22 protein-coding genes are annotated in these 24787 nt (G+C 70.4%); 11 read left to right on the top strand and 11 right to left on the bottom strand.

The features are described 5' to 3' along the window. Positions 1-9: 9 nt before the first annotated feature. Complete coding sequence (locus D581_RS0119325; RefSeq protein WP_018958860.1) at positions 10-948, bottom strand: metallophosphoesterase; 939 nt, start codon at positions 946-948, stop codon at positions 10-12. Between the two features lie 99 nt (positions 949-1047). Here D581_RS0119325 and D581_RS0119320 point away from each other — a divergent pair, with 99 nt between their 5' ends. Then, complete coding sequence (locus D581_RS0119320; RefSeq protein ID WP_018958859.1) at positions 1048-1512, top strand: GatB/YqeY domain-containing protein; 465 nt, start codon at positions 1048-1050, stop codon at positions 1510-1512. A 117-nt stretch (positions 1513-1629) separates the two neighbouring features. Here the strand turns inward: D581_RS0119320 and D581_RS0119315 are convergent, their stop codons facing one another. After that, positions 1630-3882 (bottom strand): transglycosylase domain-containing protein, encoded by a 2253-nt coding sequence (locus D581_RS0119315; RefSeq protein ID WP_018958858.1) that lies wholly within the window; start codon positions 3880-3882, stop codon positions 1630-1632. Between the two features lie 632 nt (positions 3883-4514). Here D581_RS0119315 and D581_RS0119310 point away from each other — a divergent pair. Continuing rightward, entirely contained in the window at positions 4515-4868 is a 354-nt protein-coding gene (locus tag D581_RS0119310) for a WhiB family transcriptional regulator (RefSeq protein ID WP_018958857.1), read from the top strand. A 117-nt stretch (positions 4869-4985) separates the two neighbouring features. Here D581_RS0119310 and bagB read toward each other — a convergent pair whose 3' ends face one another. After that, positions 4986-6449, bottom strand: a complete 1464-nt coding sequence (gene bagB, locus D581_RS0119305; RefSeq protein WP_018958856.1) for an ATPase BagB — start codon at positions 6447-6449, stop codon at positions 4986-4988. Further along, complete coding sequence (gene bagA, locus D581_RS0119300) at positions 6446-7420, bottom strand: ATPase BagA (protein ID WP_018958855.1); 975 nt, start codon at positions 7418-7420, stop codon at positions 6446-6448. Before bagA ends, bagB begins: the two co-directional genes overlap by 4 nt. A gap of 72 nt (positions 7421-7492) precedes the next feature. Here bagA and sp36 point away from each other — a divergent pair, with 72 nt between their 5' ends. The 4 genes from sp36 to D581_RS0119280 all read left to right on the top strand — a co-directional run bounded on the left by sp36 (position 7493) and on the right by D581_RS0119280 (position 10118). Then, on the top strand, positions 7493-7651 hold the full coding sequence (sp36, locus tag D581_RS1000000140820; protein WP_003967454.1) for a Sp36 family protein: 159 nt from the start codon (positions 7493-7495) through the stop codon (positions 7649-7651). Next, on the top strand, positions 7651-8121 hold the full coding sequence (locus D581_RS0119290; protein WP_018958854.1) for a RidA family protein: 471 nt from the start codon (positions 7651-7653) through the stop codon (positions 8119-8121). Before sp36 ends, D581_RS0119290 begins: the two co-directional genes overlap by 1 nt. A 219-nt stretch (positions 8122-8340) precedes the next feature. Further along, positions 8341-9285, top strand: coding sequence for an NUDIX hydrolase (locus D581_RS0119285; RefSeq protein WP_018958853.1), 945 nt, complete (start codon positions 8341-8343; stop codon positions 9283-9285). Then, on the top strand, positions 9282-10118 hold the full coding sequence (locus D581_RS0119280; protein WP_026290688.1) for an MBL fold metallo-hydrolase: 837 nt from the start codon (positions 9282-9284) through the stop codon (positions 10116-10118). The genes D581_RS0119285 and D581_RS0119280 overlap by 4 nt, the downstream gene beginning before the upstream one ends. A gap of 163 nt (positions 10119-10281) precedes the next feature. On the opposite strand, the gene D581_RS0119275 is transcribed toward D581_RS0119280, so the two are convergent. After that, positions 10282-10956, bottom strand: coding sequence for a Crp/Fnr family transcriptional regulator (locus D581_RS0119275; RefSeq protein WP_018958851.1), 675 nt, complete (start codon positions 10954-10956; stop codon positions 10282-10284). Positions 10957-11422: 466 nt separating this feature from the next. Between D581_RS0119275 and nth the strand changes: the two genes are divergently transcribed. The 3 genes from nth to D581_RS0119260 all read left to right on the top strand — a co-directional run bounded on the left by nth (position 11423) and on the right by D581_RS0119260 (position 14460). Beyond that, positions 11423-12271 (top strand): endonuclease III, encoded by an 849-nt coding sequence (gene nth, locus D581_RS0119270; protein ID WP_486585853.1) that lies wholly within the window; start codon positions 11423-11425, stop codon positions 12269-12271. Between the two features lie 118 nt (positions 12272-12389). Continuing rightward, positions 12390-13163 carry an NUDIX hydrolase gene (locus D581_RS0119265; RefSeq protein WP_051114611.1) on the top strand — a complete coding sequence of 258 codons (774 nt, stop codon included), beginning with the start codon at positions 12390-12392 and terminating at the stop codon, positions 13161-13163. Positions 13164-13254: 91 nt separating this feature from the next. Beyond that, entirely contained in the window at positions 13255-14460 is a 1206-nt protein-coding gene (locus tag D581_RS0119260) for a MarP family serine protease (RefSeq protein WP_018958848.1), read from the top strand. A gap of 33 nt (positions 14461-14493) precedes the next feature. On the opposite strand, the gene D581_RS1000000142175 is transcribed toward D581_RS0119260, so the two are convergent. From D581_RS1000000142175 to acs, 5 genes are all read right to left on the bottom strand, one after another. Next, positions 14494-14697, bottom strand: a complete 204-nt coding sequence (locus D581_RS1000000142175) for a hypothetical protein (RefSeq protein ID WP_073740733.1) — start codon at positions 14695-14697, stop codon at positions 14494-14496. Between the two features lie 115 nt (positions 14698-14812). Further along, positions 14813-15835 (bottom strand): alpha/beta fold hydrolase, encoded by a 1023-nt coding sequence (locus D581_RS0119255; RefSeq protein ID WP_026290686.1) that lies wholly within the window; start codon positions 15833-15835, stop codon positions 14813-14815. Then, the gene (locus D581_RS0119250) at positions 15832-16386 is read right to left on the bottom strand and encodes a phage holin family protein (RefSeq protein WP_018958846.1); all 555 of its coding nucleotides are present in this window, start codon (positions 16384-16386) and stop codon (positions 15832-15834) included. The genes D581_RS0119255 and D581_RS0119250 overlap by 4 nt, the downstream gene beginning before the upstream one ends. A 40-nt stretch (positions 16387-16426) precedes the next feature. Beyond that, positions 16427-17842, bottom strand: a complete 1416-nt coding sequence (gene nhaA, locus D581_RS0119245) for a Na+/H+ antiporter NhaA (RefSeq protein WP_018958845.1) — start codon at positions 17840-17842, stop codon at positions 16427-16429. A gap of 325 nt (positions 17843-18167) precedes the next feature. Next, positions 18168-20165 carry an acetate--CoA ligase gene (gene acs, locus D581_RS0119240; RefSeq protein ID WP_018958844.1) on the bottom strand — a complete coding sequence of 666 codons (1998 nt, stop codon included), beginning with the start codon at positions 20163-20165 and terminating at the stop codon, positions 18168-18170. A 446-nt stretch (positions 20166-20611) separates the two neighbouring features. Here acs and D581_RS0119235 point away from each other — a divergent pair, with 446 nt between their 5' ends. Beyond that, the gene (locus D581_RS0119235) at positions 20612-22129 is read left to right on the top strand and encodes a hypothetical protein (protein WP_018958843.1); all 1518 of its coding nucleotides are present in this window, start codon (positions 20612-20614) and stop codon (positions 22127-22129) included. A 224-nt stretch (positions 22130-22353) separates the two neighbouring features. Here the strand turns inward: D581_RS0119235 and D581_RS0119230 are convergent, their stop codons facing one another. Beyond that, positions 22354-23349 (bottom strand): ATP-binding protein, encoded by a 996-nt coding sequence (locus D581_RS0119230; protein ID WP_018958842.1) that lies wholly within the window; start codon positions 23347-23349, stop codon positions 22354-22356. 102 nt (positions 23350-23451) lie between these two features. Between D581_RS0119230 and D581_RS0119225 the strand changes: the two genes are divergently transcribed. After that, positions 23452-24279 (top strand): Fic family protein, encoded by an 828-nt coding sequence (locus D581_RS0119225; RefSeq protein ID WP_026290683.1) that lies wholly within the window; start codon positions 23452-23454, stop codon positions 24277-24279. The last annotated feature ends 508 nt before the right edge of the window (positions 24280-24787 follow it).

Genomic DNA, 24787 nt, shown 5'->3' with positions numbered 1-24787 from the left:
CGCGCCCGCTCAGGCCTTCGGCGTCAGCGTCAGCAGGGTGACCTCGGGCGGGCAGGCGAAGCGGACCGGGGTGTAGCGGTTGGTGCCGCAGCCCGCGGAGACGTGGAGGTAGGCGCGCCGGTCGCCGACCGTGTGGCTGGACAGGCCCTTGACCCGGTCGGTGTCCAGGTCGCAGTTGGTGACCAGCGCCCCGTAGAACGGGATGCACAGCTGTCCGCCGTGCGTGTGGCCCGCCAGGATCAGGGGGTAGCCGTCGGCCGTGAAGGCGTCCAGGGAGCGCAGGTACGGGGCGTGGACCACGCCGATGGAGAGGTCGGCGCCGCTCACGGGGCCGCCCTGGACCTCGGCGTAACGGTCCCGCTTGATGTGCGGGTCGTCCAGACCGGTGAACGCCAGCTCCAGGCCGTCGAGCTTGAGCCGGCCCCGCGTGTTCGACAGGTTCAGCCAGCCCGCCTCGTCGAAGGCGTCACGCATCGGCTCCCACGGGTTGTGGACGACGCCGACCGCGGGGGCGTTGCCGTTGAGGCCGTGCTTGCCCCGGGCCTTCTCCAGGAGGTAGCGGGCGGGGTTGCGGAGCTTGGGGCCGTAGTAGTCGTTGGAGCCGAAGACGTACACCCCCGGGAACTCCATCAGCGGGCCGAGCGCGTCGAGCACCTCGGGCACGGCCTTCGGATCGGAGAGGTTGTCGCCGGTGTTCACGACGAAGTCGGGGCGCAGGCCGGCGAGCGACTGGAGCCAGGCGCGCTTCTTGCCCTGGCCGCTCACCATGTGGATGTCGGAGACCTGGAGCACGCGCAACGGACGCGCCCCGGGCGGGAGTACGGGAACGGTGACTCGTCGCAGGCGGAACGAGCGGGCCTCGAACCCGGCGGCATAGGCGAGTCCGGCGGCGCCGACCGCCGCGCCGACTGCCGTGACTTTCAGGGGTACTCCGTAGCGTGCGCGCATGTGCCCATCGTCGCAGAAGCGGAACCGTGAGCGGAAAACCGGTGGGGCGGCCGGAAAACCGGTGGGCGGCTCCGGCCCCGTACCTGTCACAATCGCGGCATGACCACGCTCAAGTCCAAGCTCAAGGAAGACCTCCACACGGCCATGAAGGCGCGTGACGAGCTGACCTCGTCCACCCTTCGGCTCACCCTCACCGCGATCACCAAGGAAGAGGTCAGCGGCACGTCGGCGCGCGAGCTCTCCGACGACGAGGTGCAGAAGGTGATCGCCAAGGAGGCGAAGAAGCGCCGTGAGGCGGCCGAGGCCTTCGCCCAGGGCGGCCGGACCGAGCAGGCCGAGCGGGAGAAGGCGGAGGGCGAGCTCCTCGACGGCTATCTGCCCCAGCAGCTCTCCGACTACGAGCTGAACGCGATCGTGGCGTCCGCCGTCGAGGAGGCGAAGGCCGCCGGGGCCGAGGGGCCGCGTGCGATGGGCGCCGTCATGAAGATCGTCAACCCGAAGGTCGCCGGGCTCGCCGAGGGCGGCCGGGTCGCCGCCGCGGTGAAAAAGCTCCTCGCCGGCTGAGGCACACGCGGAGAAGACGGAGAAGACGGAGAAAAGGGTGGGCGCCCCGGTCCTCGACCGGGGCGCCCACCCTTTTCCTGTCTGTACGAGTGCGGGAGACAGGGATACGGATACGGGTCAGGGGCCGTTCTGGCCTCGCCCGCCGCCACCGCCGCCGCCCGGTCCGCCGATCACGCCGTCCGGGAGTTCGATGCCGGGGAACCGGTTGCCGTCGTCGTCGGGCTTGGCGTCGTCGCGGTCCTCGTCGTCGCGGTTGCGATCCCGGTCCCGGTCGCCCTTCTCCTTGTCCTTCTTCTCCTTGCCCCGGGGGACGGCGACCTGGTTGAACCCGGGAGTCTCCGCCGCGTCCAGGGCTCCGGTCATCGCGATGCGCCAGATCGGACCGGGCAGGCAGCCGCCGCAGACCTTGTCGTAGTACTGGCCGCCGATGGTGACACCGAACATCGAGCTCTTGTCGCCGACGTCGTCACCGACCCACACCGCGGTGGAGAGGTTCGGCGTGTACCCGACGAACCAGGCGTCCTTGCGGTCGTTGGTCGTACCGGTCTTGCCCGCGTTGTCCCGGTCGCTGAGTCCGGCCTGCGTACCGGTGCCGTCCTCCACGACGCCCTTGAGCATCTGGTTGATCGTGTCCGCGGTCTTCTCGCTCATCGCCCGCGAGCAGGACGTCTTCGGGACGGGGACCTTCTTGCCCTGCGGGTCCTTGATGGACTTGATGGCGATCGGCGTGCAGTACGTGCCCCGGTTGGCGAACGCGGCGTAGGCACCGGCCATGGAGAGCGGGGTGCTCACCTCGCCGCCGAGGGTGATCGAGGGGTACTCGTCGATCTTCTTGCCGTCGCCGCGCTCGTAGCCGAGCTTCTTGGCCATCTCCACGGTCTCGCAGAGGCCGGCCTTCTGCTCCAGCAGCGCGAAGTAGGTGTTGATGGACTTGCCGAGCGCGCTCGTCATGTCCCACGTGCCCTTTTCGGACTTCAGCTCGTTCACGAGATCCCAGTCATCGTAACCGGCCGGGGAGCCGGCGCAGTTCCGGAAGTCCTGTTCCTTCACCGTCAGCTTCCAGTCCGTCGTGAACGTCGTGGCCGGACTGATGCCCTTCTCCAGCGCCGCCGCGGCGGTGAACGGCTTGAACGTGGAGCCGACCTGGAATCCGTACGTGCTGCCGCCCATCTTGTTGCTGACGGCGAGGTTGAGCACGGTCTCGTTCTGCTTCTGGTCCAGGCCGTACGGGCGGGACTGGCCCATGGAGAGGATCTCGCCCTTGCCCGGCCGGACCTGCACCACGGACGCCGCGAACTTGTCGTCCTTGTTGACCCTCGCGGTGGCGGCCTCGTTGGCGGCCTTCTGGGCGCGCGGGTCCAGCGTGGTCCGGATGGTCAGACCGCCGAGGTTCCAGAGCTTGGCCCGGTCCTCGTCGGTCTTGCCGAAGGCGGGGTCGGTGAGGATCGTCTTGCGGACGTAGTCGCAGAAGAAGCCGGAGCCGCTGACGGCGGTGATGCAGCCGTTCTTCGGCCGGGAGACCTTCAGCTTGATGGGCGACTTCATCGCCTTGTCGGCTTCGGCCTGCGAGATGGTCTTGACCGCGGCCATCCGTGCCAGCACGATGTTGCGGCGCTTGGTCGCTTCCTCCGAGTCGTTGACCGGGTCGTAGCGGCTCGGCGACTGCACGAGTCCGGCGAGCAGCGCGGCCTCCTCCAGCTTGAGGTCCTTGGCGCGCTTGGAGAAGTAACGCTGGGAGGCGGCCTCGACGCCGTACGCCTGCTGGCCGAAGAACGTGATGTTGAGGTAGTTCTCCAGGATCTTCTTCTTGCCGAGCTCCTCCTCGACCTGGATCGCGTACTTCAGCTCGCGGACCTTGCGGCCGAGCGTCTGCTGCGTGGCCTCGGCGACCTTCTCCGGGTCGTCGCCCGCCTCCTCGACGAAGACGTTCTTCACGTACTGCTGGGTGAGGGTCGACGCGCCCTGCGCCGCCCCGCCCGCCTGCACGTTGCGGTTCATCGCGCGGAGGATGCCCTTGAGGTCGACCGCGCCGTGCTCGTAGAAGCGGGAGTCCTCGATCGCGATGATCGCGTCCTGCATGTACGGCGAGATGTCCTTGAGCGGGACGACCGTGCGGTCGCGGGAGTAGACCGTGGCGATGGTGCCGCCGTCGCGGTCCTGGATCGTGGTCCGCTGACTGAGCGGTGGAGTTTTGAGGTTGGAGGGGATCTCGTCGAATCCTTCGACCGTCCCCTTGGCGGCGAGCCCCAGCGCTCCGGCTGCGGGCAGCGCGATGCCTGCCAGGACAGCTCCGGAGAGCGCGGCGACACCGAGGAACTTGGCGGCCTGCTGGGTCGTGGTGAGACCCCCGCCCGAGCGCTTCTTTGGCATAGGGGGCAGCCTAATCCGTAGTGATGAACGTGTCGCAGGAGCAGGGGCCTATCGGAGCGTTCGGGTACCGGACCGTGACATCCGGACGGGTGCGCCGTGGCGTCCGGACGGGCCCGCCGTGACGTCCGAACGGGTCGGGCCCCTGCCTCACGGGTGAGAGCGTGTCGGGCTTCGCGGCGCGGGCGCGCGGGCGCGGACCGCCTACGTTCTCATTCGCCGGACAGACGGAGAGGCCTTGGCCTAAGCTGCTCCCAACTGTCACAGCAGACCGGTTCCGTATCAAGCCCCCTGCAACCCCATGCGCATCTTCTGGTCATTCTTCACCCGGCGGATGAGCAACCGCATCGCTCTTCACGTGACCATCGAGGTGCACCCGAATTCGCCCCGTATGTCGCGAGAAGTCCCTTGCGATTTGAATGCACTGTCCCCTTTTCGCGGAGATAGTCGCGCATGTCCTCGGGTCACTCCCCTGGGTGATCTGCCGCATACGCATAGTCCGTTCGGACCATTCAAGATTGGGCCCGAAGGGGGTGTTGTGCTGTCCCCACCTTCCGTAACGTCCTCAACTGGCAGCGGTGAATATGCCGTTACCGCCGTGGGGGAGCCTCGATTCGGGAGAGGACGGCGCCGGGATGGGCTGGGTAACCGACTGGAGTGCGCAGGCAGCCTGCCGCACTACCGATCCGGATGAACTATTCGTACAAGGGGCAGCGCAGAACAGGGCCAAGGCGGTGTGCACCGGATGTCCGGTGCGGACCGAGTGCCTGGCCGATGCGCTCGACCATCGCGTCGAATTCGGCGTGTGGGGTGGAATGACGGAGAGGGAGCGCCGCGCACTGCTGCGGCGCCGGCCCACCGTCACGTCCTGGCGCCGACTGCTGGAGACCGCGCGCAGCGAGTACGAGCGGTCCACCGGTGTTCTGCCGGGGGTCATGGGGCTGGAGGACGAGGAGCAGCTGCACGAGACGTACGCGGCCGTCGGGTAGGCGTCGGCACGGCTCAGTCGGCCTGTGTATGCCATCAGGCCCGGTGGGTGGTGTGTAGCGCCGCTCCGGCAGAGGTCGGTCGGGGTGTCTACGGCGCTCCGGCAGGGGTCAGGGGGTCTACGCCGCTCCGGCAGGGGTCGGGGTGGAACCGTCCGCCAGGCGGTCGCCGATGGCCCGGAGGCCGTTCAGGTCGTGTACGTCGCCGGGCAGCGCTGCCACGGCCGTCACCGGCACCTCGGGGTGCAGCGCGGTGAAGCGGTCGCGGGTGCGGTGCTCGCGGGCGACGACCTGCATGCGCTCGGCGTGCAGACGCAGCAGACCCGCCGTCAGTTCCTCGACGCCCACGGCCTCGTCGGCGGTCGCGTCAGCGTCGGCGGTCGCGTCAGCAGAGCCGGGCGCGTCCGCGGGGCTCGTCGCGTCGTCAGGGGTGTTCGCGGATGTCGCGATGTTCTCTTGGGGCGGCTCGTTCTCCGTCGTGTCCTGGTGCTCGGCTGCGGGCTCGGGGCCGGACGCCTGCCCGGCCTCGGGGGAGAGGGGCGGCTCGGTCGGTCCGGAAGCGATGACCGCCGGGTCGGGGGCTTCCTGGTCACCAAGGCCAGCTTTCCCGGCCCGCTGATCCACAATGCGGGTGTCGTCAAGATTTTCCGCGGCGGCCAGTGCCTGCTCGGCGGAGAGCCGCCAAGCCTCGCTGCCGTGCACGCGGTTGAGGACCAGACCGGCCAGCGGCATCTTCTCGGCGGCCAGCCGCTCCACGAAATAGGCCGCCTCGCGCAGCGCGTCCTGCTCCGGCGTCGCCACCACGAGAAAGGCCGTGCCGGGCGCCTGGAGCAGCTTGTACGTGGCGTCCGCGCGGCTGCGGAAGCCGCCGAACATGGTGTCCATCGCGGCGACGAACGTCTGGACGTCCCGCAGGAACTGACCCCCGAGCAGCTTGCCCAGCGTTCCGCTCATCATCGACATGCCGACATTGAGGAACTTCATCCCGGCCCGGCCGCCCACCTTCGCGGGCGCCATCAGCAGCCGGATGAACTTCCCGTCGAGGAACGATCCGAGCCGCTTCGGCGCGTCCAGGAAGTCCAGCGCGGAGCGCGAGGGAGGGGTGTCGACGATGATCAGGTCCCACTCGTCGCGCGCCCGCAACTGCCCGAGCTTCTCCATCGCCATGTACTCCTGCGTACCGGCGAACCCGGCCGACAGGGACTGGTAGAAGGGATTCTCCAGGATCGCCCTGGCCCGTTCGGGGTCCGCGTGGGCCTCGACGGTCTCGTCGAAGGTCCGCTTCATGTCCAGCATCATGGCGTGCAGTTCGCCCTGGCCGTCGATGCCGTCGACCCGCCTCGGCACGTTGTCCAGCCGGTCGATGCCCATGGACTGGGCGAGCCGGCGGGCCGGGTCGATGGTGAGGACGACGGCCTTCCGGCCGCGCTCGGCGGCCCGTACGCCCAGGGCGGCGGCGGTCGTGGTCTTGCCGACCCCGCCGGAGCCGCAGCACACGACGATCCGGATGCCCGGGTCGTCCAGCAGCGCGTCCGTGTCCAGCCCCGCCACGGGCCGGCCCCCACCGGCTGTGTTCGCCGTCATGCCTCTCCCTCTTCCCCCGCGCCCTGCTTACGGAGCTCCGTGGCCAGGTCGTGCAGCGCGGCGAGGTCCACCCCGTCGCCGATCAGCGGGAGCTCCGCCGTCGGCAGGCCGAGGCCGGCCAGCACCGCGCGCTGCTCCCGCTCCAGGCCGACCCGCTCGGCGTGCTCGGCCGCCTGCTCGACCAGGGGCCGTACGAGCGCCGCGGAACCGGTCACTCCGGCCCGGGTCAGCGCCTTGGCGATCTCCTTGCGGCGGCCGCCCGCGGCGGTGCGCAGGGCGTCCTCGTCGAGCAGATGCGGGCGGACCATGTTCACGTAGACGCTGCCCACGGGCAGTTCGGCGGCGCGCAGCTCGGCGATGCCGTCCGCGGTCTCCTGGACCGGCATCTCCTCCAGGAGGGTCACCAGGTGGACCGCGGTCTGCGGGGACTTCAGGACCCGCATCACGGCCTGGGCCTGGTTGTGTATGGGGCCGATCCGGGCCAGCCCGGCGACCTCGTCGTTGACGTTCAGGAAGCGGGTGATCCGGCCGGTCGGCGGGGCGTCCATGATCACGTGGTCGTAGACGAACCGGCCCTGCTTGTCCTTGCGGCGTACGGCTTCGCACGCCTTGCCGGTCAGCAGGACGTCCCGGACGCCGGGCGCGATGGTGGTGGCGAAGTCGATCGCGCCGAGCTTCTTCAGCGCCCGGCCGGCGCTGCCGAGCTTGTAGAACATCTGGAGGTAGTCGAGGAGCGCGCGTTCGGCGTCGATCGCCAGCGCGTACACCTCGCCGCCGCCCGGCGCGACGGCGATCTTGCGCTCCTCGTAGGGGAGCGCCTCGGAACCGAAGAGCTGGGCGATGCCCTGTCTGCCCTCGACCTCGACGAGGAGGGTGCGCCTGCCCTCGGTCGCGAGGGCGAGCGCGAGGGCGGCGGCGACCGTGGTCTTACCGGTGCCGCCCTTGCCGCTGACGACCTGGAACCTGCTCACGTATTCGAGCCTAACCAGTCCGGCCCCGGGCTACGCACGGGACCGTACATGCCAGGCGTTACAGTCGGGCCCATGACCAAGTGGGAATACGCGACCGTGCCGCTTCTCGTGCACGCGACCAAGCAGATTCTGGACACCTGGGGCGAGGACGGCTGGGAGCTGGTCCAGGTCGTTCCCGGCCCGAACAACCCCGAGCAGCTCGTGGCCTACCTGAAGCGGGAGAAGGCGTAGTGGCGGGCGCCGTCGAGGCGCGGCTCGCCGAGCTCGGCCTGACCCTGCCCGCCGTCGTGCCGCCGCTGGCCTCGTACCAGCCGGCCGTGCGGTCCGGGGCGTACGTGTACACCTCGGGCCAGCTGCCGATGGTGGACGGCAAGCTCGCCGTCACCGGCAAGGTCGGCGCCGAGGTCACGCCGGACGAGGCGAAGGAGCTCGCGAAGACCTGCGCGCTCAACGCCCTGGCCGCCGTGAAGTCGGTCGCCGGCGATCTGGACCGGATCAAGCGCGTCGTGAAGGTCGTGGGCTTCGTCGCCTCGGCCTCCGACTTCACCGGCCAGCCCGCCGTGATCAACGGCGCCAGCGAACTGCTGGGCGCGGTCCTCGGCGACAAGGGCGTGCACGCCCGCAGCGCCGTGGGCGTCGCCGTGCTGCCGCTGGACGCACCGGTCGAGGTCGAGGTCCAGGTGGAGCTCGACGACGCCTGAGAATCCCTTCTCGCCCTGCCCTTCGATCCCGTCCGGTCCTCGCGACCGGGCGGGATCGTCCGCGTACGGGGCGGATCGTCCGCGTACGGGGCGTGTCGCGCGTGTACGGGGCATGTCGGGCGGGGACGGGGCACGTCAAGCGGGGGGCGGGGCGTGCCTGGTCACCGCGACGATCACGGAACCCTCGAACATCGGCGCGGTTCCGGATAGCCTCCGGCCATGTCCCAAGGTCAGTGGTACCCCCCGGAATGGCCCGACCGGATCCGGGCCCTCGCCGCCGGTGAGCTGATGGCCGTGACTCCCCGGCGGGCCGCCACCGTGATGCTGCTCCGCGATCCGGGCGGGCCCGAGACGGGCGGGACGGGCGGCACGGGCGGCGCTCCGGGCGGGACGGGCGGCGCGCCCGGTGGCCCTGTCGTGCACATGCTTCGCCGCCGGACCTCCATGGCCTTCGCCGGGGGCGCGTACGCCTATCCGGGTGGCGGGGTCGATCCGCGCGACGACGACCGGCTGATCGGGTGGGCCGGGCCCCCGCTGGAGCAGTGGGCCGCCCGGCTCGGCGTGGCGACGGTCGCCGAGGCGCAGGCCGTCGTCTGCGCGGCGGTGCGCGAGACGTTCGAGGAGGCGGGCGTCCTCCTCGCCGGGCCGACCGCGGGCACCGTGGTCGGCGACACGACCGGGGACGACTGGGAGGCCGACCGGGAGGCGCTGGTCGCCAGGGAGCTGTCCTTCGCGGAGTTCCTGGACCGGCGGGGCCTGGTGCTGCGCTCGGACCTGCTGGGCGCCTGGGCGCGCTGGATCACGCCGGAATTCGAACCGCGCCGGTACGACACCTGGTTCTTCGTCGCCGCGCTCCCCGAGGGGCAGCGCACCCGGGACGTCTCCACCGAGGCCGACCGCACGGTGTGGATCGCCCCCGCCGACGCGGCCCGCCGCTACGACCGCGGCGAGCTGCTGATGATGCCGCCCACCGTGACCACGCTGCGGGCCCTCGCGCCGTACAGGACGGCCGCGGAGGCCCTCGGGGCTGCCGACGGACAGGACATGGCCCCGGTCCTCGCGCAGGCCCGTCTGGAGGGCGGCGAACTGGTGCTGAGCTGGCCGGGGCACGACGAGTTCACCAAACACGTACCCACGGCCGGCCCGGCGGGCGGTGGAGCGTGAGCGACGCGGCAGCACTGCCCGGACAGCCGCGCGGAACCGTGGCCTCCGGCCCCGCGACCACCCGCACGGTCAACATCCTCGCGCCCAACCCGTCCGCGATGACGCTCGACGGGACGAACACCTGGATCGTGGCCGAGCCCGACTCCGACCTCGCGGTCGTCATCGATCCCGGGCCGCTCGACGACGTACACCTGCGGGCCGTGATCGGGGCGGTGGAGCGGTCCGGGCGGCGCGTGGGCCTCACGCTGCTCACCCATGGCCACCCCGACCACGCGGAGGGCGCGGGCCGGTTCGCGGAGCTGACGGGGACGAAGGTGCGAGCCCTGGACGCCGCGCTGCGGCTGGGCGACGAGGGCCTCGCGGCGGGCGACGTGATCACCACCGGCGGCCTGGAGCTGCGGGTCGTCCCGACGCCCGGGCACACGGCGGACTCGCTCTCCTTCCATCTGCCCGCCGACCGGGCGGTGCTGACGGGCGACACGATCCTCGGCCGCGGCACGACGGTGGTCGCGCACCCGGACGGGCGGCTCGGCGACTACCTGGACTCGCTCAGGCGGCTGCGGTCGCTGACGGTCGACGACGGCGTCCACACGGTGCTGCCGGGCCACGGCCCGGTGCTGGAGGACGCGCAGGGGGCGGTGGAGTTCTACCTGGCCCACCGCGCGCACCGGCTCGCCCAGGTGGAGACGGCGGTGGAGGCCGGGCACCGTACGCCGTCGGAGGTGGTGGCGACGGTGTACGCCGACGTGGACCGCTCCCTGTGGCCGGCCGCCGAGCTGTCGGTGCGGGCGCAGCTGGAGTATCTGACCGAGCACGGGCTGATCCAGAGCTGACCGGGCCCCCGCGCGGGGAAGGGTCCGCGCGGCGAAGGGCCCGCGCGGCGAAGGGCCCCGCCGACGGACGTACCGGAGTGCGTACTCCGGTACGTGTCGCCCCGGTCGGTGCGTACTCCGACACCTGCCCGGTCGGTGGGGCCCTTCGCGTACGGAAACGGGGTCAGCGCGAACGCTTCGCCAGCCGTTCCACGTCCAGCAGGATGACCGCACGGGCCTCCAGGCGCAGCCAGCCGCGGCCGGCGAAGTCCGCGAGCGCCTTGTTGACCGTCTCGCGGGAGGCGCCGACCAGCTGGGCCAGCTCCTCCTGGGTGAGGTCGTGCACGACGTGGATGCCTTCCTCGGACTGGACGCCGAAGCGGCGCGACAGGTCCAGGAGGGCGCGGGCGACACGGCCCGGCACATCGGAGAAGACCAGGTCGGACATCTGATCGTTGGTCTTGCGCAGCCGACGGGCGACCGCGCGCAGCAGCGCGGTGGCCACCTCGGGCCGGACGTTCAGCCAGGGCTGCAGGTCGCCGTGGCCGAGGCCCAGGAGCTTGACCTCGGTCAGCGCGGAGGCGGTCGCCGTACGGGGGCCCGGGTCGAAGAGCGACAGCTCCCCGATCAGCTCGCCGGGGCCGAGCACGGCCAGCATGTTCTCGCGCCCGTCGGGCGAGGTGCGGTGGAGCTTCACCTTGCCCTCGGTGACCACGTACAGGCGGTCTCCCTGGTCGCCCTCGTGGAACAGCGCGTCTCCGCGCGCGAGGGTCACCTCACTCATCGAGGCGCGGAGCTCCGCGGCCTGCTCATCATCGAGCGCCGCGAAAAGCGGGGCGCGCCGCAGAACGTCGTCCACGAGTTCTCTCCTTGTCGGCCTGTTCAGGGAACCGTGGTCCCCATCATGCCGGACGGTAAAACAGTGCGATCAATCACAAACCAGTTTGACGCACGGGCGTGCCGGACCCTACGGCAGGGGGCCGATCGGGGGTGGATATGCCGTGACGGCGGTGGTTGTCGGTGCCTGGCTCTAGGCTGGCCGGGTGTCCAGAACGCCGGGGAGAGCGCAGGCCGAGGGGGCCGGCGCGGCCTTGAAGGGCGGCGATTCCGCTGTGGGCGAACAGTCCTGGCCGTCCCCGAAGAATGCCGCGAATGGCTCCCTCGGAGGGGTGCACGGCTCCCCCGGAGAGCCGGGGGAGCCGCTCCGGAAGTCGGCCAGGAGGTCCGCAGTGTCATCGTCGTCATCGTCAACGCCTGCCCAACCCACCCAACCCGGCAAATCTGTCAGATCTGGCGAATCCGACCAAAAGGCCAAGCCTGCCACGGTGCGCGAGGCTGCCACGACCACAGCTGCCACGGCGCGGACGGCTGCCACGGCTAAGCCAGCCACGGCGCGCAAGGCGCCGAAGGCGGAGTCGCACCTCGCGATGGTCCGCCGGGCCCGCCGGATCAACCGCGAGCTGGCCGAGGTCTATCCGTACGCCCATCCCGAGCTGGACTTCCGTAACCCGTTCGAGCTTCTCGTCGCCACGGTCCTCTCCGCCCAGACCACGGATCTGAGGGTCAACCAGACCACCCCGGCGCTCTTCGCCGCCTACCCCACCCCCGAGGACATGGCGGCGGCCGTGCCGGAGGAGATGGAGGAGATCATCCGGCCGACCGGGTTCTTCCGGGCGAAGACCAAGTCGCTGCTCGGCCTCTCGGCCGCCCTCCGGGACGAGTTCGGCGGCGAGGTCCCGGGGCGCCTGGAGGACCTGGTGAAGCTGCCCGGCGTCGGCCGCAAGACCGCCAACGTGGTCCTGGGCAACGCCTTCGGCGTCCCCGGCATCACCGTCGACACGCACTTCGGGCGTCTGGTGCGGCGCTGGAAGTGGACCGACGAGGAGGACCCGGTGAAGGTCGAGGCGGTCGTCGCCGGGATCTTCCCCAAGAGCGAGTGGACGATGCTCTCGCACCGGGTGGTGTTCCACGGCCGCCGGATCTGCCACGCCCGCAGGCCAGCCTGCGGCGCCTGCCCCATCGCCCCGCTCTGTCCTTCGTACGGAGAGGGCGAGACCGATCCGGAGAAGGCCGGGAAGCTCCTCAAGTACGAGATGGGCGGCTATCCGGGCCAGCGGCTCAGCCCGCCCGCCGACTACCCGGGAAAGCCCGCGCCCGCGCTCGGGGCGGGGTGAGGGCGACGCCCCGCGCACGGCCCCCCGCACCTTCACCCCTCAGGACGGAACGGCTCGGAACGAAATGGCCGATGACAGGCGTTGTGAATCGACGGGGGTGCCTATGACGCACACGCACATGACGCACACGCACGTGACGCACACGCACACACACGGCACGACGCACGCCGGGAACGACCTCGCCGAGGGGCCGGGTCACAGCGGTGGCGGCCGTGTTCCCGACCCGGCCGTCGCCGTCACCACGGACGGCCTGCCCGCCTGGCTCGACCCCGTCGCGGCGGCCGCGCGCAGCGTCCAGCCGCAGCAGCTCAGCCGCTTCCTGCCGCCCGAGAGCGGGGCGGGCCGGCAGTCCGCCGTCCTGGTCCTGTTCGGCGAGGGGAAGCGCGGGCCCGAGCTGCTGCTGATGGAGCGTGCCGGGACCCTGCGCTCCCACGCCGGGCAGCCGTCCTTCCCCGGCGGCGCGCTGGATCCCGAGGACGGTGACCAGGCCACCACCGGGCCCCTGCGGGCGGCGCTGCGCGAGGCCGAGGAGGAGACCGGGCTCGACCCCCGGGGCGTACAGCTCTTCGGTGTGCTGCCCCGTCTCTACATCCCGGTCAGCGGTTTCGTCGTGACGCCCGTGCTCGGCTGGTGGCGCGCGCCCAGCCCGGTCGGGGTGGTCGATCCGGCCGAGACGGCCCGGGTCTTCACGGTCCCCGTGGCGGATCTCACGGACCCCGCGAACCGGGCCACGGCCATCCACCCGAGCGGGCACAGCGGCCCGGCGTTCCTGGTCGAATCGGCCCTGGTCTGGGGTTTCACCGCCGGAGTGATCGACCGGATTGTGCATTACGCGGGATGGGAACGCCCCTGGGACAGGGCCAGACAGGTGCCGCTCGACTGGCGCGCATGACACGCTGGCTGTCCTGCTGCGCTGTTCCGGGCCCGGCCCGGACCCCGTCACCACCGACGGGCCAGGTGACGAATCTGCGAGGCTACAGACGGTGAACGTGCTGGACATCCTGCTGCTGCTGGCTGCCGTGTGGTTCGCGGTCATCGGCTATCGCCAGGGTTTCGTCGTCGGCGTCCTGTCGGTGATCGGCTTCCTCGGGGGCGGTCTCGTCGCCGTCTACCTGCTGCCGGTCATCTGGGACCGGTTGACCGAGGACGCCGAGGTCTCCACCGCCGTCGCCATCGGCGCGGTCGTCATCGTGATCGTCTGCGCCTCGGTCGGCCAGGCCTTCACCACCCACCTGGGCAACCGGCTCCGCCGGTACATCACGTGGTCGCCCGCGCGCGCCCTGGACGCCACCGGAGGCGCCCTGGTCAATGTGGTGGCCATGCTGCTGGTGGCCTGGATGATCGGCCTGCTCCTGGCGGGCACCTCGCTGCCGACCCTCGGCAAGGAGGTCCGCAGCTCCTCGGTGCTGCTGGGGGTCGACCGGGTGATGCCGAAGCAGGCGCCCAGCTGGTTCCAGGACTTCTCCTCCGTCCTCGCGCAGAACGGCTTCCCGCAGGTCTTCAGCCCGTTCGCCAACGAGCCGATCACCGAGGTCAAGGCCCCGGACCCGGCCCTCGTGGGCAGCCCGGTGGCCGCCCGCGCCAAGAAGTCGATCGTCAAGGTCGTGGGCACCGCCCCGAGCTGCGGCAAGGTCCTCGAAGGCACCGGCTTCGTCTTCTCCGAGCGCCGGGTGATGACCAACGCCCATGTGGTCGGCGGCGTGGAGGAGCCCACCGTGCAGATCGGCGGCGAAGGCCGGCTGTACGACGCGAAGGTCGTCCTCTACGACTGGCAGCGCGACATCGCGGTCCTGGACGTCCCCGATCTCCGGGCCAGGCCACTGCAGTTCACCGGCCCGGACGACGACGCGGAGACCGGCGACAGCGCGATCGTCGCGGGCTTCCCCGAGAACGGCGCGTACGACGTGCGCTCGGCCCGCGTCCGCGCCCGCATCGACCCCGACGGCCCGGACATCTACCACCGGGGCACGGTGCGCCGCGATGTGTACTCGCTCTACGCGACGGTGCGCCAGGGCAACTCGGGCGGCCCGCTGCTCACTCCGGACGGAAAGGTGTACGGAGTGGTGTTCGCCAAGTCGCTCGACGACCCGGAGACCGGCTACGCGCTGACGGCCGACGAGATCCGCGAGGACATCGAGATCGGCCGTGAGGCCAACCAGCAGGTCGACAGCCAGGGCTGCGCCCTCTGAGGGCCGTTCCCGGCGGGTGCGGTCGGCGGGTCGTCAGTTACGGGGGTGTCGGAGCCGTGCCGAGACCCAGCGGGCCCGACGGCGGAGGATGCGCGGAATCCCGAGGCGGGAACGGTGAAGGTCATGCACATCGTGCACCCGGCCCCGGGGGCCGCCCCCCTCATGAGTGCTCACACCGGCTGACGCGGTGGAGCGGCGGTTGCGTGCTTCGTCAGTGAAGTCGTGCGTCCAGCCCATACCCCGACGTCTGCCCGTGACCCAAGGTCGGTAATCGTGCGCGAGTCAGCCAATTGGCCTATGCGGCAGGCAATTGGCTGTTCGTCGGACACGCGTGCCGGTGGCGGGCGGGCGGCTACCGGTCGGGCTCGGGGTCCTTGAGCCAGTTGATGAGTTCGGTGGAGAAGCCGATCGGATCCTCCTCGTGCGGGAAGTGCCCGACACCGTCGAAAAGTCGCCACCGGTAGGGCGCCTCGACGTACTGCCCGGACCCGGCCGAACTACGGGTGCGTACCGCCGGATCGAGCGACCCGTGCAGGTGCAGGGTGGGCACCCGTACCGGACGCTTCATCCGCCGGTTGAACTGGATCCCGTCCGGACGGGCCATCGACCGCACCATCCAGCGGTACGGCTCGATCGAGCAGTGGGCGGTGGAGGGGATGCTCATGGCCCGCCGGTAGACGTCCAGGGTCTCCTCGTCGGGGAACTCCGGGGTGCGGGGGCCCGCCCAGTCCTGGATGAGGCTCCCGACCAGTGCCGCGTCGTCCGCGAGGAGCTGACGTTCCGGAAGCCATGGGCGCTGGAAGCCCCAGACGTACGAACCGGCCCGCGACTGCGCGAAGTCGGACAGCATCGACGAGCGCCAGCGGCGCGGGTGCGGCATGGAGGAGACGGCGAGCCGGCGGACCAGCTTGGGCCGCATCACCGCGGCCGTCCAGGCGAGGTAGCCGCCGAGGTCGTGGCCGACCAGGGCCGCGTCGGGCTCACCCAGGGAGCGGATCACCCCGGTGACGTCGAGGGCCAGGTTGGCGGGGTCGTAACCGCGTGGTGTGCGGTCGCTGCCGCCCACCCCGCGCAGGTCCATCGCGACCGCCCGGAACCCCGCGTCGGCGAGCGCGGTCAGCTGGTGGCGCCAGGTCCACCAGAACTGCGGGAAGCCGTGCAGGAGGAGCACCAGCGGCCCCTCGCCCATCTCCGCGATGTGGAACCGCGCACCGTTGGCCGCCACGTCGCGGTGGGTCCAGGGGCCGTCGAGGCGCACCGGGCCACCGGCGGAGGCCCGGCCCGCGAGGCTGCTGGCCGGTTCGGCCGGGGCTGCCGGGCCCGTCGGGTCCACCGGACGCGTCGGGCCGAATGCGCTGGAATCGGGAACCGTCATGTGGACGAGCGTGCCACAGCGTCAGCCCTGCCCTTACCGGAGTCCTTACGGGCGTCCTTTGCGGAGCCGCTCTCGATGCTCGTCTTCGCCAGGGTGCTACCGGAGCGCTCGATGATCGCGGCGGCCGCGATCGACGGGCGCGGGTGCGGCTTGGCCTTCTGCAGGACGGCGGCGGTCTGCTTGGCGGAGGCGATGGACTTCTCCGGCGGCTTGATCTTCTTGAACTTCCGCAGACCGATGAACCCGATCAGGGCGGCCAGGAGGATGAAGGCGCCCGCCACGATCAGGAAGGACCACGCCAGGCCCAGGCCCAGGTTGTGGATCCCGTACGCGGCCGCGAAGCTCAGCATCGGCATCGTGAACAGCAGCAGCACGCCCGCGGCGATGAACGCCGCGCTGCCGATCGCCCCGCGCTTGACGTCCTGCCGCACCTCCGCCTTGGCCAGGGCGATCTCGTCGTGCACCAGCGCGGACATCTCGGCCGTCGCCGAGGCGACCAGCTGCCCGATGCTGCGGTCCGCACTGCCCGCGTAGTTGCCGGGGTCGCTCATCCCTGACTCCCTCTCCGTCTTCGACACGTCCGATGTCAGATCATGCCGGACTGTTCGGCTCGTCGCGCGCTGCCCCCGCCCGCTCTTCGGCGAGACGGCGGTGTTCTGCCGCCTTCCGCTCGTGGATGGCGGCCATCCGCAGGTGGTATTCCGGGTCATCCTGCTCGTAGACGTCGGGTACCCCGGATTCGTCCTCGTCGAGCTCCTCGGCCTCGTACAGTTCCTTGTACCTGCGTACGCGGAGTTTGAGCAGTACGCAGGCGAGCAGGGCCGCGATCAACGAACCGAGCAGTACGGCGGCCTTGATCTCGTTGATCATCTCCGGGTCGCCCTCGAAGGCCAGCTCCCCGATGAGCAGCGAGACGGTGAACCCGATGCCGGCGAGTGCGGCGAGTGCCAGGACATCCGCCCAGGCCAGGTCCTTGTTCAGCTCCGCCTTGGTGAAGCGGGCGGCGAGGTAGGTGCCGCCGAAGATGCCGACGGTCTTGCCGACGACGAGACCGAGGACGACGCCGAGCGTTTCGGGCCGGGTGAAGACGCCGGCCAGCGCCTCGCCGTTCAGCGCGACCCCGGCCGAGAACAGGGCGAACAGCGGGACGGCGATCCCGGCCGACACCGGGCGGACCAGGTGTTCGATGTGCTCGCCGGGGGAGTGCTTCTCGCCCTCGCGACGGCTGCAGCGCAGCATCAGGCCCATCGCGACACCGGCGATGGTGGCGTGGATGCCGCTGTTGTACATCAGGCCCCAGATGACCAGGGCGAGCGGAACGTAGACGTACCAGCCCCGGACATCGAAGCGGAGGAGGAAGTAGAAGACGGCCAGGCCGAGGACGGCCCCGCCGAGCGCCAGGAAGTTCAGGTCCGAGGTGAAGAACACCGCGATGATCAGGATCGCGAAGAGGTCGTCGACGACGGCCAGGGTCAGCAGGAAGGCTCGCAGCGCGGACGGCAGCGAGGTGCCGATCACCGCGAGGACGGCGAGCGCGAAGGCGATGTCGGTCGCGGTGGGGACGGCCCAGCCGTTCGTCGAGCCGCCGCCGACGACCACGGTGAAGTAGTAGACGAGGGCGGGCACGGCCATGCCGCACAGGGCCGCCACCACCGGGAGGGCCGCGGCCTTCGGATCGCGGAGTTCGCCCGCCACCAGTTCGCGCTTGAGCTCGACGCCGGCGACGAAGAAGAAGACCGCGAGCAGCCCGTCCGCCGCCCAGTGCGCGACGGAGAGGTCCAGGCCGATGGCGTCGATGCCGAAGTGGAACTTGCTGACCGCTTCGTACGAGTCGCCGAAGGCGTTGGCCCAGACGAGCGCGGCGACCGCCGCGGCCAGCAGAAGCACCCCGCCGACCGTCTCGGTGCGGAGAGCTTCCGCCACGTAGTTCCGCTCGGTGAGGGAGAGCCGGCCGAGCAGCGGGCGCCGGGGCGGGGCGGGCGGCGCGGGCGGGTTGGGCGGTGCCACGAGAGGACCTCCAGGTCAGGGGCGGCATGAGGGCATGGCGGATGGACATGCCGACCAGACTTCCCGGCGCCCCTGTGGAGATGTTCTCTGTAGTTGTGGTGAAGCGCCCACTCTACCGGGGGCGTGAAGAGCGGGACCGTAGTAACCGTATTGGGTGATCTTCAGACTAAATGCCCGATGGGCACCCGGCGCGTTGCCGGGTGCCCATCGGAGCCGTACTCCGTAGCCCTGTGTCTGTACGGGGCCGGCTCTGTACGGGGCCTGCTCTGTGCTGTGCCCGCTCTGTTCTGTGCTGTCGCTCCTAGTCCTAGTCCTAGTCCTAGTCCTAGTCCTCGGACGAGGAGGACGGCAGCTGGGTGGTGATCAGGTCCATCACGGAGGAGTCGGTCAGCGTGGTGACGTCGCCCAGTTCGCGGTTCTCGGCGACGTCGCGGAGGAGGCGGCGCATGATCTTGCCGGAGCGGGTCTTGGGCAGCTCGGCGACCGGCAGGACCCGCTTGGGCTTGGCGATCGGGCCGAGGGTCGTGCCGACGTGGTTGCGCAGGTCGGCGACCAGTTCGTCGGAGGCGGTGGCGGTGCCGCGCAGGATCACGAACGCGACGATGGCCTGGCCGGTCGTCTCGTCCGCGGCGCCGACCACGGCGGCCTCGGCGACCGACGGGTGGGAGACGAGGGCGGACTCGACCTCGGTGGTGGAGATGTTGTGCCCGGAGACGAGCATGACGTCGTCGACCCGGCCGAGCAGCCAGATGTCGCCGTCCTCGTCCTTCTTCGCACCGTCACCCGCGAAGTACTTGCCCTCGAAACGCGACCAGTAGGTGTCGATGAACCGCTGGTCGTCACCCCAGATGGTGCGGAGCATGGAGGGCCACGGCTCGGTGAGGACGAGGTAGCCGCCCCCGCCGTCCGGCACCTCGTTGGCGTCGTCGTCCACGACAGTGGCGGCGATGCCCGGCAGCGCGCGCTGGGCGCTTCCCGGCTTCGTCTCCGTCACACCGGGCAGCGGCGAGATCATCATCGCGCCGGTCTCGGTCTGCCACCAGGTGTCCACGATGGGGCACTTGTCGGCGCCGATGTTCTTCCGGTACCACATCCACGCCTCGGGGTTGATCGGCTCACCGACCGAACCCAGGACGCGGAGGCTGCTCAGGTCGAACTTCGCGGGGATGTCGTCGCCCCACTTCATGAACGTACGGATCGCCGTGGGGGCGGTGTAGAGGATCGTGACGCCGTACTTCTGCACGATCTCCCAGAACCGGCCCTGGTGCGGGGTGTCCGGGGTGCCCTCGTACATGACCTGCGTCGCACCGTTGGCCAGCGGCCCGTAGACGATGTACGAGTGCCCGGTCACCCAGCCGATGTCGGCGGTGCACCAGTAGACGTCGGACTCCGGCTTGAGGTCGAAGACCGCGTTGTGCGTGTACGACGCCTGGGTGAGGTAGCCGCCGGAGGTGTGCAGGATGCCCTTCGGCTTACCCGTGGTGCCCGAGGTGTAGAGGATGAAGAGCGGCTGCTCCGCCTCGAAGGCCTCGGGGGTGTGCTCGGCGGACTGCCGGGCGGTGATCTCGTGCCACCAGACGTCGCGGCCCTCGGTCCACGCGGTGTCCTGGCCGGTGCGGCGGACGACGAGGACGTGCTCGACGTTCTCGAACCGCGAGACGGCGTCGTCGACCGCGGGCTTGAGCGCGGTCGGCTTGCCACGGCGGTAGCCGCCGTCGGCCGTGATGACGACCTTGGCGTCCGCGTCCTTGATGCGGGCGGCGATGGCGTCGGCCGAGAAGCCGCCGAAGACCACGGAGTGCGCGGCGCCGATGCGGGCGCAGGCCAGCATCGCGATGGCGGCCTCGGGGATCATCGGCAGGTAGACGGCGACCCGGTCGCCCTTGCCGACGCCCAGTTCGGTCAGGGCGTTGGCGGCGCGGGAGACCTCGTCCTTCAGCTCCGCGTAGGTGATGGCCCGGCTGTCGCCCGGCTCACCCTCGAAGTGGATGGCGACCCGGTCGCCGTTGCCCGCCTCGACGTGGCGGTCCACGCAGTTGTACGCGACGTTCAGCTTGCCGTCCGCGAACCACTTCGCGAAGGGCGGGTTGCTCCAGTCCAGGGTCTCGGTCGGCTCGGTGGCCCACGTCAGGCGGCGGGCCTGCTCGGCCCAGAAGCCCAGCCGGTCCGCGTCGGCCTGCTCGTACGCCTCTGCGGTGACGTTGGCGTTGGAGGCCAGCTCAGCAGGTGGAGCGAATTTCCGCTCTTCCCGAAGCAGATTGGCCAGGCTCTCGTTACTCACGACTTCTCCCAGTCCCAGGGTGTCCGTTGTGTCCCGGGGCATAGCTCATCAGGCACGGGGCCAGGTGACAAGGGCCTACCGGGAATTGGTTTAGACCTGTGTCTTCGTGTATGGAGCCATGATCCCGCTCCGCGGTCGCGGGCCTCCGTGCGACGCGTGGCGCGCGGCGGTTCCGACCCCCTCGGGGCGTTTCGAGGCGTGCCGGTCGGGCGTGTCGGTCGGCTGTGCCGGTCGGGCGTGTCGGTCGGGTGTGGCGGATGTATGTGGCGGATGTGGCCCGTGCGACCCGGAACGGGGTCGCACGGTTGCACGGGCCCGGGGCGCGTCCGGTTCAGGCCGGAGGCATGTGGGCTAGTTGATGACTCTTAGTGGTGAATAGGAAGCTTTTCATTCGGTATGTCGCCCTTCCTGTGCGGAATCGTGTGCGAATTTGGCCGCGCCGTGTCGGCACTTCAACGCAAATAACCTGCAAGGAAGAGGGTGGGCGGATGATGGCCGCCACGAAGAGGATCGCCTTGGGCATCATGTCCACGGCCTTGGTCGCCGTGCTCGCGGGCTGTTCCGGAGCCGGATCCGGGGGGTCCGCGTCAGGGGGCGCCGGAGCCGACACGGAGAAGGGCGCCCACGGGGCCAAGGAGAACCCCCCGGCCGCCGCCCCGAAGAACGCGGTCAAGCTCATCGGAGACGGGTCCACCGCCTTCACCGGTGCCCAGCCGAAGATGCCGGCCGTCGAACGCCTGGCGCCCGGCGAGAAGCCTCCCCAGTTCGTGGTCTTCTCCTGGGACGGCGCCGGAGAGGACAGCCAGAAGCTCTTCTCGCACTTCCGCGGCGTGGCCAAAAAGTACAACGCCAAGATGACGTACTTCCTCAGCGGCGTGTACCTGCTGCCGGAGGAGAAGAAGGACCTCTACAACCCGCCTCAGCACGCGCCGGGCCGTTCCGACATCGGCTTCAACGACACCGAGGGCATCCGCGACACCCTCAATGAGGTGCGTGCCGCGTGGCTGGAAGGCAACGAGATCGGCACCCACTTCAACGGTCACTTCTGTGGCAAGGACGGCGGCGTCGGGACCTGGTCCGTCGATGAGTGGAAGAGCGAGATCAGCCAGGCGAAAGCTTTCGTCAAAGGCTGGAAGACCAACACTCCGGAGCTGAAGGGCGAGGACCCCCTCCCCTTCGACTACGACAAGGAACTGGTCGGCGCCCGCACCCCTTGCCTGGAAGGCCAGAAGAACATGGTCGCCGCCGCCCGGACCATGGGCTTCCGCTACGACTCCAGCGGCGTCGGCAACCAGGTGTGGCCCAAGAAGAAGGACGGGGTCTGGGACATTCCGCTCCAGCTCGTCCCGATGCCGGGCCGCGCCTTCGAGACCCTCTCGATGGACTACAACTTCATGGTCAACCAGTCCGGTACGGCCACCCAGGGGGACCCCGCCCAGCACGAGTACTGGGGCAACCAGATGCGGGACGGGCTGCTTCAGGCCTTCGACCGCTCGTACAACGGCAACCGGGCTCCTCTGATCATCGGCAACCACTTCGAGTCCTGGAACGGCGGCACCTACATGCGCGCCATCGAGGAGACCATCGCGCAGGTGTGCACCAAGGAGGGCGTGCGCTGCGTGTCCTTCCGCCAGCTCGCCGACTGGCTGGACGCACAGGACCCGAAGACGCTGGCCAAGCTCACCACGCTCGGCGTCGGCGAGGCGCCCAAGACGGGCTGGTCGTCCTACCTCGGCACCCAACAGGCCGCCGCGCAACCCGCGGACAAGGGCGAGGGCAAGGACAAGGGCCAGGGTGCGGGCAAGGACCAGGGCAAGGGTGAGGGCGAGGACCAGGCCAAGGGCGAGAGTAAGGACCAGGCCCCTGCCGAGGGCGCCGGAGAGGCCCCGGACCAGGCACCGGACCAGGCACCGGGCGGGGATGCTGGAGAGGCCCCGGATCAGGATCCGGGCACTGCCTCGGGTCAGGGTGACGCGGGTTCCGCTCCCGCCGGAGCTACTGGCTGAAGCACCGAGGGGACGCCGGCCGAAGCATCGGCCGATCGCGCGGCCGCATTGTTCGCCCCCTCGGCGGCCACCGAAAGGCGGCCACCGAAAGGCGGCCGCCGAGGGGACCGACGAGAGAGGCGGCCGCCGAGGGGACCGACGAAAGCGGCCGCCGAGGGGACCGACGAAAGCGGCCGCCGAGGGGGACCGACGAAAGCGGCCAACGAGGGGACCCGTGCGATGAGTCAGGCGGGTGCGGTCACGCCCGCTCCTGCGTGGCGTTCGTCGAGCACGAAGGCGGGGTCGACCTGGGCGGCCAGGTCGGCGCCGGTCTTCTCGTTGCCCCAGCTCTCGGCGTTCTTCAGGTGGAAGTGCACCATCTGTCGTGTGTAGCGCTCCCAGTCACGCGACCCGTACGAGTCCTCGGCGGCGTCCTGCAGCGTCTGCAGAGCCATCCGATTGTCGGCCTCCAGCAGCTCGAACCTGGACGGCCGGCCCTTCTCCATCGACCGTACCCAGTCGGAGTGGCCGATCCCGATCAGCAGGTCGTCGCCTACCTCCGCACGCAGGAACTCCAGGTCGTCCGGGCCCTGCACCTTGTTCCCGACGACCTTGAGGGCGACGCCGAAGTCGCGGGCGTACTCCTTGTACTGGCGATAGACGGACACCCCCTTACGGGTCGGCTCCGCAACCAGGAACGTCATGTCGAACCGCGTGAACATACCCGAGGCGAACGAGTCCGAGCCCGCCGTCATATCGACCACGACGTACTCGTCGGGGCCGTCGACCAGGTGGTTGAGGCAGAGCTCCACGGCTCCGACCTTGGAGTGGTAGCAGGCCACTCCGAGATCGGACTCCGTGAAGGGCCCGGTCGCCATCAGCCGGACGCCCCCGTCGTCCAGCGGAACCGGGCGCGCGCAGGCCGCGAAGATCGGGTTGTCCTCGCGGACCCGCAGCAGCCGGGAGCCCTCGCCGGGCGGAGTCGTCTTGATCATCGTCTCGGCGGAGGCGATGCGGGGGTTGGCGCCCCGCAGGTAGTCCTTGATGAGCGGGAGGTGCGCCCCCATGGCGGGCAGCGCGGCGGCCTCTGCCTCGTCCAGGCCGAGAGCGGCGCCCAGGTGCTGGTTGATATCGGCGTCCACGGCGATGACGTGGGCTTCGTTGGCGGCGAGGTGGCGGATGAAGAGCGAGGACAGCGTGGTCTTTCCGCTGCCGCCCTTCCCGACGAAAGCGATCTTCATGTTCACCTAGGGTAGCGGCTTTGTTGCGGTGTGCTGTCACTGTTCGTGAAGAAGGCCACTTGGGGGTGGTGTGGGTGGGGTGGGCGCGTAGCCTCGCTACTTATGAGTACGACTGCCTCTGATCCGCTCGCCGCGCTCGGTTCCCTGCCCGGCGTTCCCGATGCCGTGGACTCCGTGCGCAAGGCCGTCGACCGGGTCTACGGCCATCGCGTCATGCGACGCCGCAGCAATGAGGTCACAGCCGAAGCCGCACTGCGGGGTTCTCGTGGTTCGGCCGCGCTGGCCGGTGCCGACTGGAACCTCGAGGAGGTGCGTCGGCGTACCGACTTCAGGGGTGAGGACGAGGCGCGCATGGTCGGCGCCGCGCTGAGGCTCACCGCGGAGGCTGGGCAACTCCTTTCCATCTGGCGACAGTCACCCCTTCGGGTGCTGGCTCGGTTGCATCTGGTGGCGGCCGGCGGTGCGACTCCCGACGGCGCGGTGGTGGGGCGTCCTCGGCTGGCGGGTGAATCCGTCGACGAGCCGCTGATCGAGGCACCTGTTCCCGGGGCCGAGGAGGTCGCCGGACGGCTCGAAGGGCTCTCGCGGCTGATCATCGCGGGTGGCAGCGCCCCCGCGCTGGTCATGGCCGCCGTGGTGCACGGCGAGCTACTGGCGTTGCGTCCGTTCGGCTCGCACAACGGTCTGGTGGCCCGGACCGCCGAGCGCATCGTGCTGATCGGCAGCGGTCTTGACCCGAAGTCGATCTGCCCGGCCGAGGTGGGGCACGCGGAGCAGGGCCGGGCGGCCTATGTCGCGGCGTTCGAGGGCTATGCGGCCGGAACCCCGGAGGGCATGGCCGACTGGATCACCCACTGCGGGCGCTCCGTTGAGCTGGGTGTGCGCGAGTCGACCGCGGTGTGCGAGGCGCTTCAGCGTGGCGCCGCCTGAGGAGCCCTGCTGCTGCCCCGGCGCCTGCCGCTGCCCCAGTGCCTGATGCCGACCCGGGTGCCTGACGCTGACCCGGGCGCCTGATGCCGACCCGGGGTCGAGCCGACCGGGTTCGACGCGGCATCGGGGGGATGTGGCCCCCATGCTCGACGTGTCTCGGGCGGAAACGGCCCGAGGGTCCGATGCGGCGGGACAGCGTCGGAGGGCGTGAAGGGTGGGGTGAGGAGGGCGCCGCCGGGTGAAGAGGTCGACTTCCGGGCGGCTGCGGGGTGATGGCCCCGGGCGGGGGTGCGGCGGCACCGATGTGCGGTACCGCCGCTGGCACGTCCGCCCAGTTACCAAGCGTCCTCGTAGTTTGCCCATCAGGTCGGGTACTTTGCCCGTCACCTGGTGCGGCTGGCCCGTAATCGACGGGTCGACGTCGCGTGGGTGCTCGGCTTTCGTGCGCGGTCCGTGGGGCCGTTCTGCGTTACAGGTCATCCTCGCGGATGTCCTTGGTCTCGCGGGC

It is taken from the genome of Streptomyces sp. CNB091, assembly GCF_000377965.1.
This window is presented reverse-complemented; position numbering and strand designations above follow the sequence as displayed.

What these genes read in the sequence shown, in the direction of transcription:
- D581_RS0119310 (WP_018958857.1), top strand. Translation starts at nt 4,515, where the DNA reads ATGGGCTGGGTAACCGACTGGAGTGCGCAGGCAGCCTGCCGCACTACC.
- bagB (WP_018958856.1), bottom strand. Translation starts at nt 6,449, where the DNA reads ATGACGGCGAACACAGCCGGTGGGGGCCGGCCCGTGGCGGGGCTGGAC.
- D581_RS1000000142175 (WP_073740733.1), bottom strand. Translation starts at nt 14,697, where the DNA reads ATGGGCTGGACGCACGACTTCACTGACGAAGCACGCAACCGCCGCTCC.
- D581_RS0119325 (WP_018958860.1), bottom strand. Translation starts at nt 948, where the DNA reads ATGCGCGCACGCTACGGAGTACCCCTGAAAGTCACGGCAGTCGGCGCG.
- D581_RS0119265 (WP_051114611.1), top strand. Translation starts at nt 12,390, where the DNA reads ATGACGCACACGCACGTGACGCACACGCACACACACGGCACGACGCAC.
- D581_RS0119230 (WP_018958842.1), bottom strand. Translation starts at nt 23,349, where the DNA reads ATGAAGATCGCTTTCGTCGGGAAGGGCGGCAGCGGAAAGACCACGCTG.
- D581_RS0119250 (WP_018958846.1), bottom strand. Translation starts at nt 16,386, where the DNA reads ATGAGCGACCCCGGCAACTACGCGGGCAGTGCGGACCGCAGCATCGGG.
- D581_RS0119320 (WP_018958859.1), top strand. Translation starts at nt 1,048, where the DNA reads ATGACCACGCTCAAGTCCAAGCTCAAGGAAGACCTCCACACGGCCATG.
- D581_RS0119225 (WP_026290683.1), top strand. Translation starts at nt 23,452, where the DNA reads ATGAGTACGACTGCCTCTGATCCGCTCGCCGCGCTCGGTTCCCTGCCC.
- sp36 (WP_003967454.1), top strand. Translation starts at nt 7,493, where the DNA reads ATGACCAAGTGGGAATACGCGACCGTGCCGCTTCTCGTGCACGCGACC.
- acs (WP_018958844.1), bottom strand. Translation starts at nt 20,165, where the DNA reads ATGCCCCGGGACACAACGGACACCCTGGGACTGGGAGAAGTCGTGAGT.
- D581_RS0119315 (WP_018958858.1), bottom strand. Translation starts at nt 3,882, where the DNA reads ATGCCAAAGAAGCGCTCGGGCGGGGGTCTCACCACGACCCAGCAGGCC.
- D581_RS0119255 (WP_026290686.1), bottom strand. Translation starts at nt 15,835, where the DNA reads ATGACGGTTCCCGATTCCAGCGCATTCGGCCCGACGCGTCCGGTGGAC.
- D581_RS0119235 (WP_018958843.1), top strand. Translation starts at nt 20,612, where the DNA reads ATGATGGCCGCCACGAAGAGGATCGCCTTGGGCATCATGTCCACGGCC.
- D581_RS0119285 (WP_018958853.1), top strand. Translation starts at nt 8,341, where the DNA reads ATGTCCCAAGGTCAGTGGTACCCCCCGGAATGGCCCGACCGGATCCGG.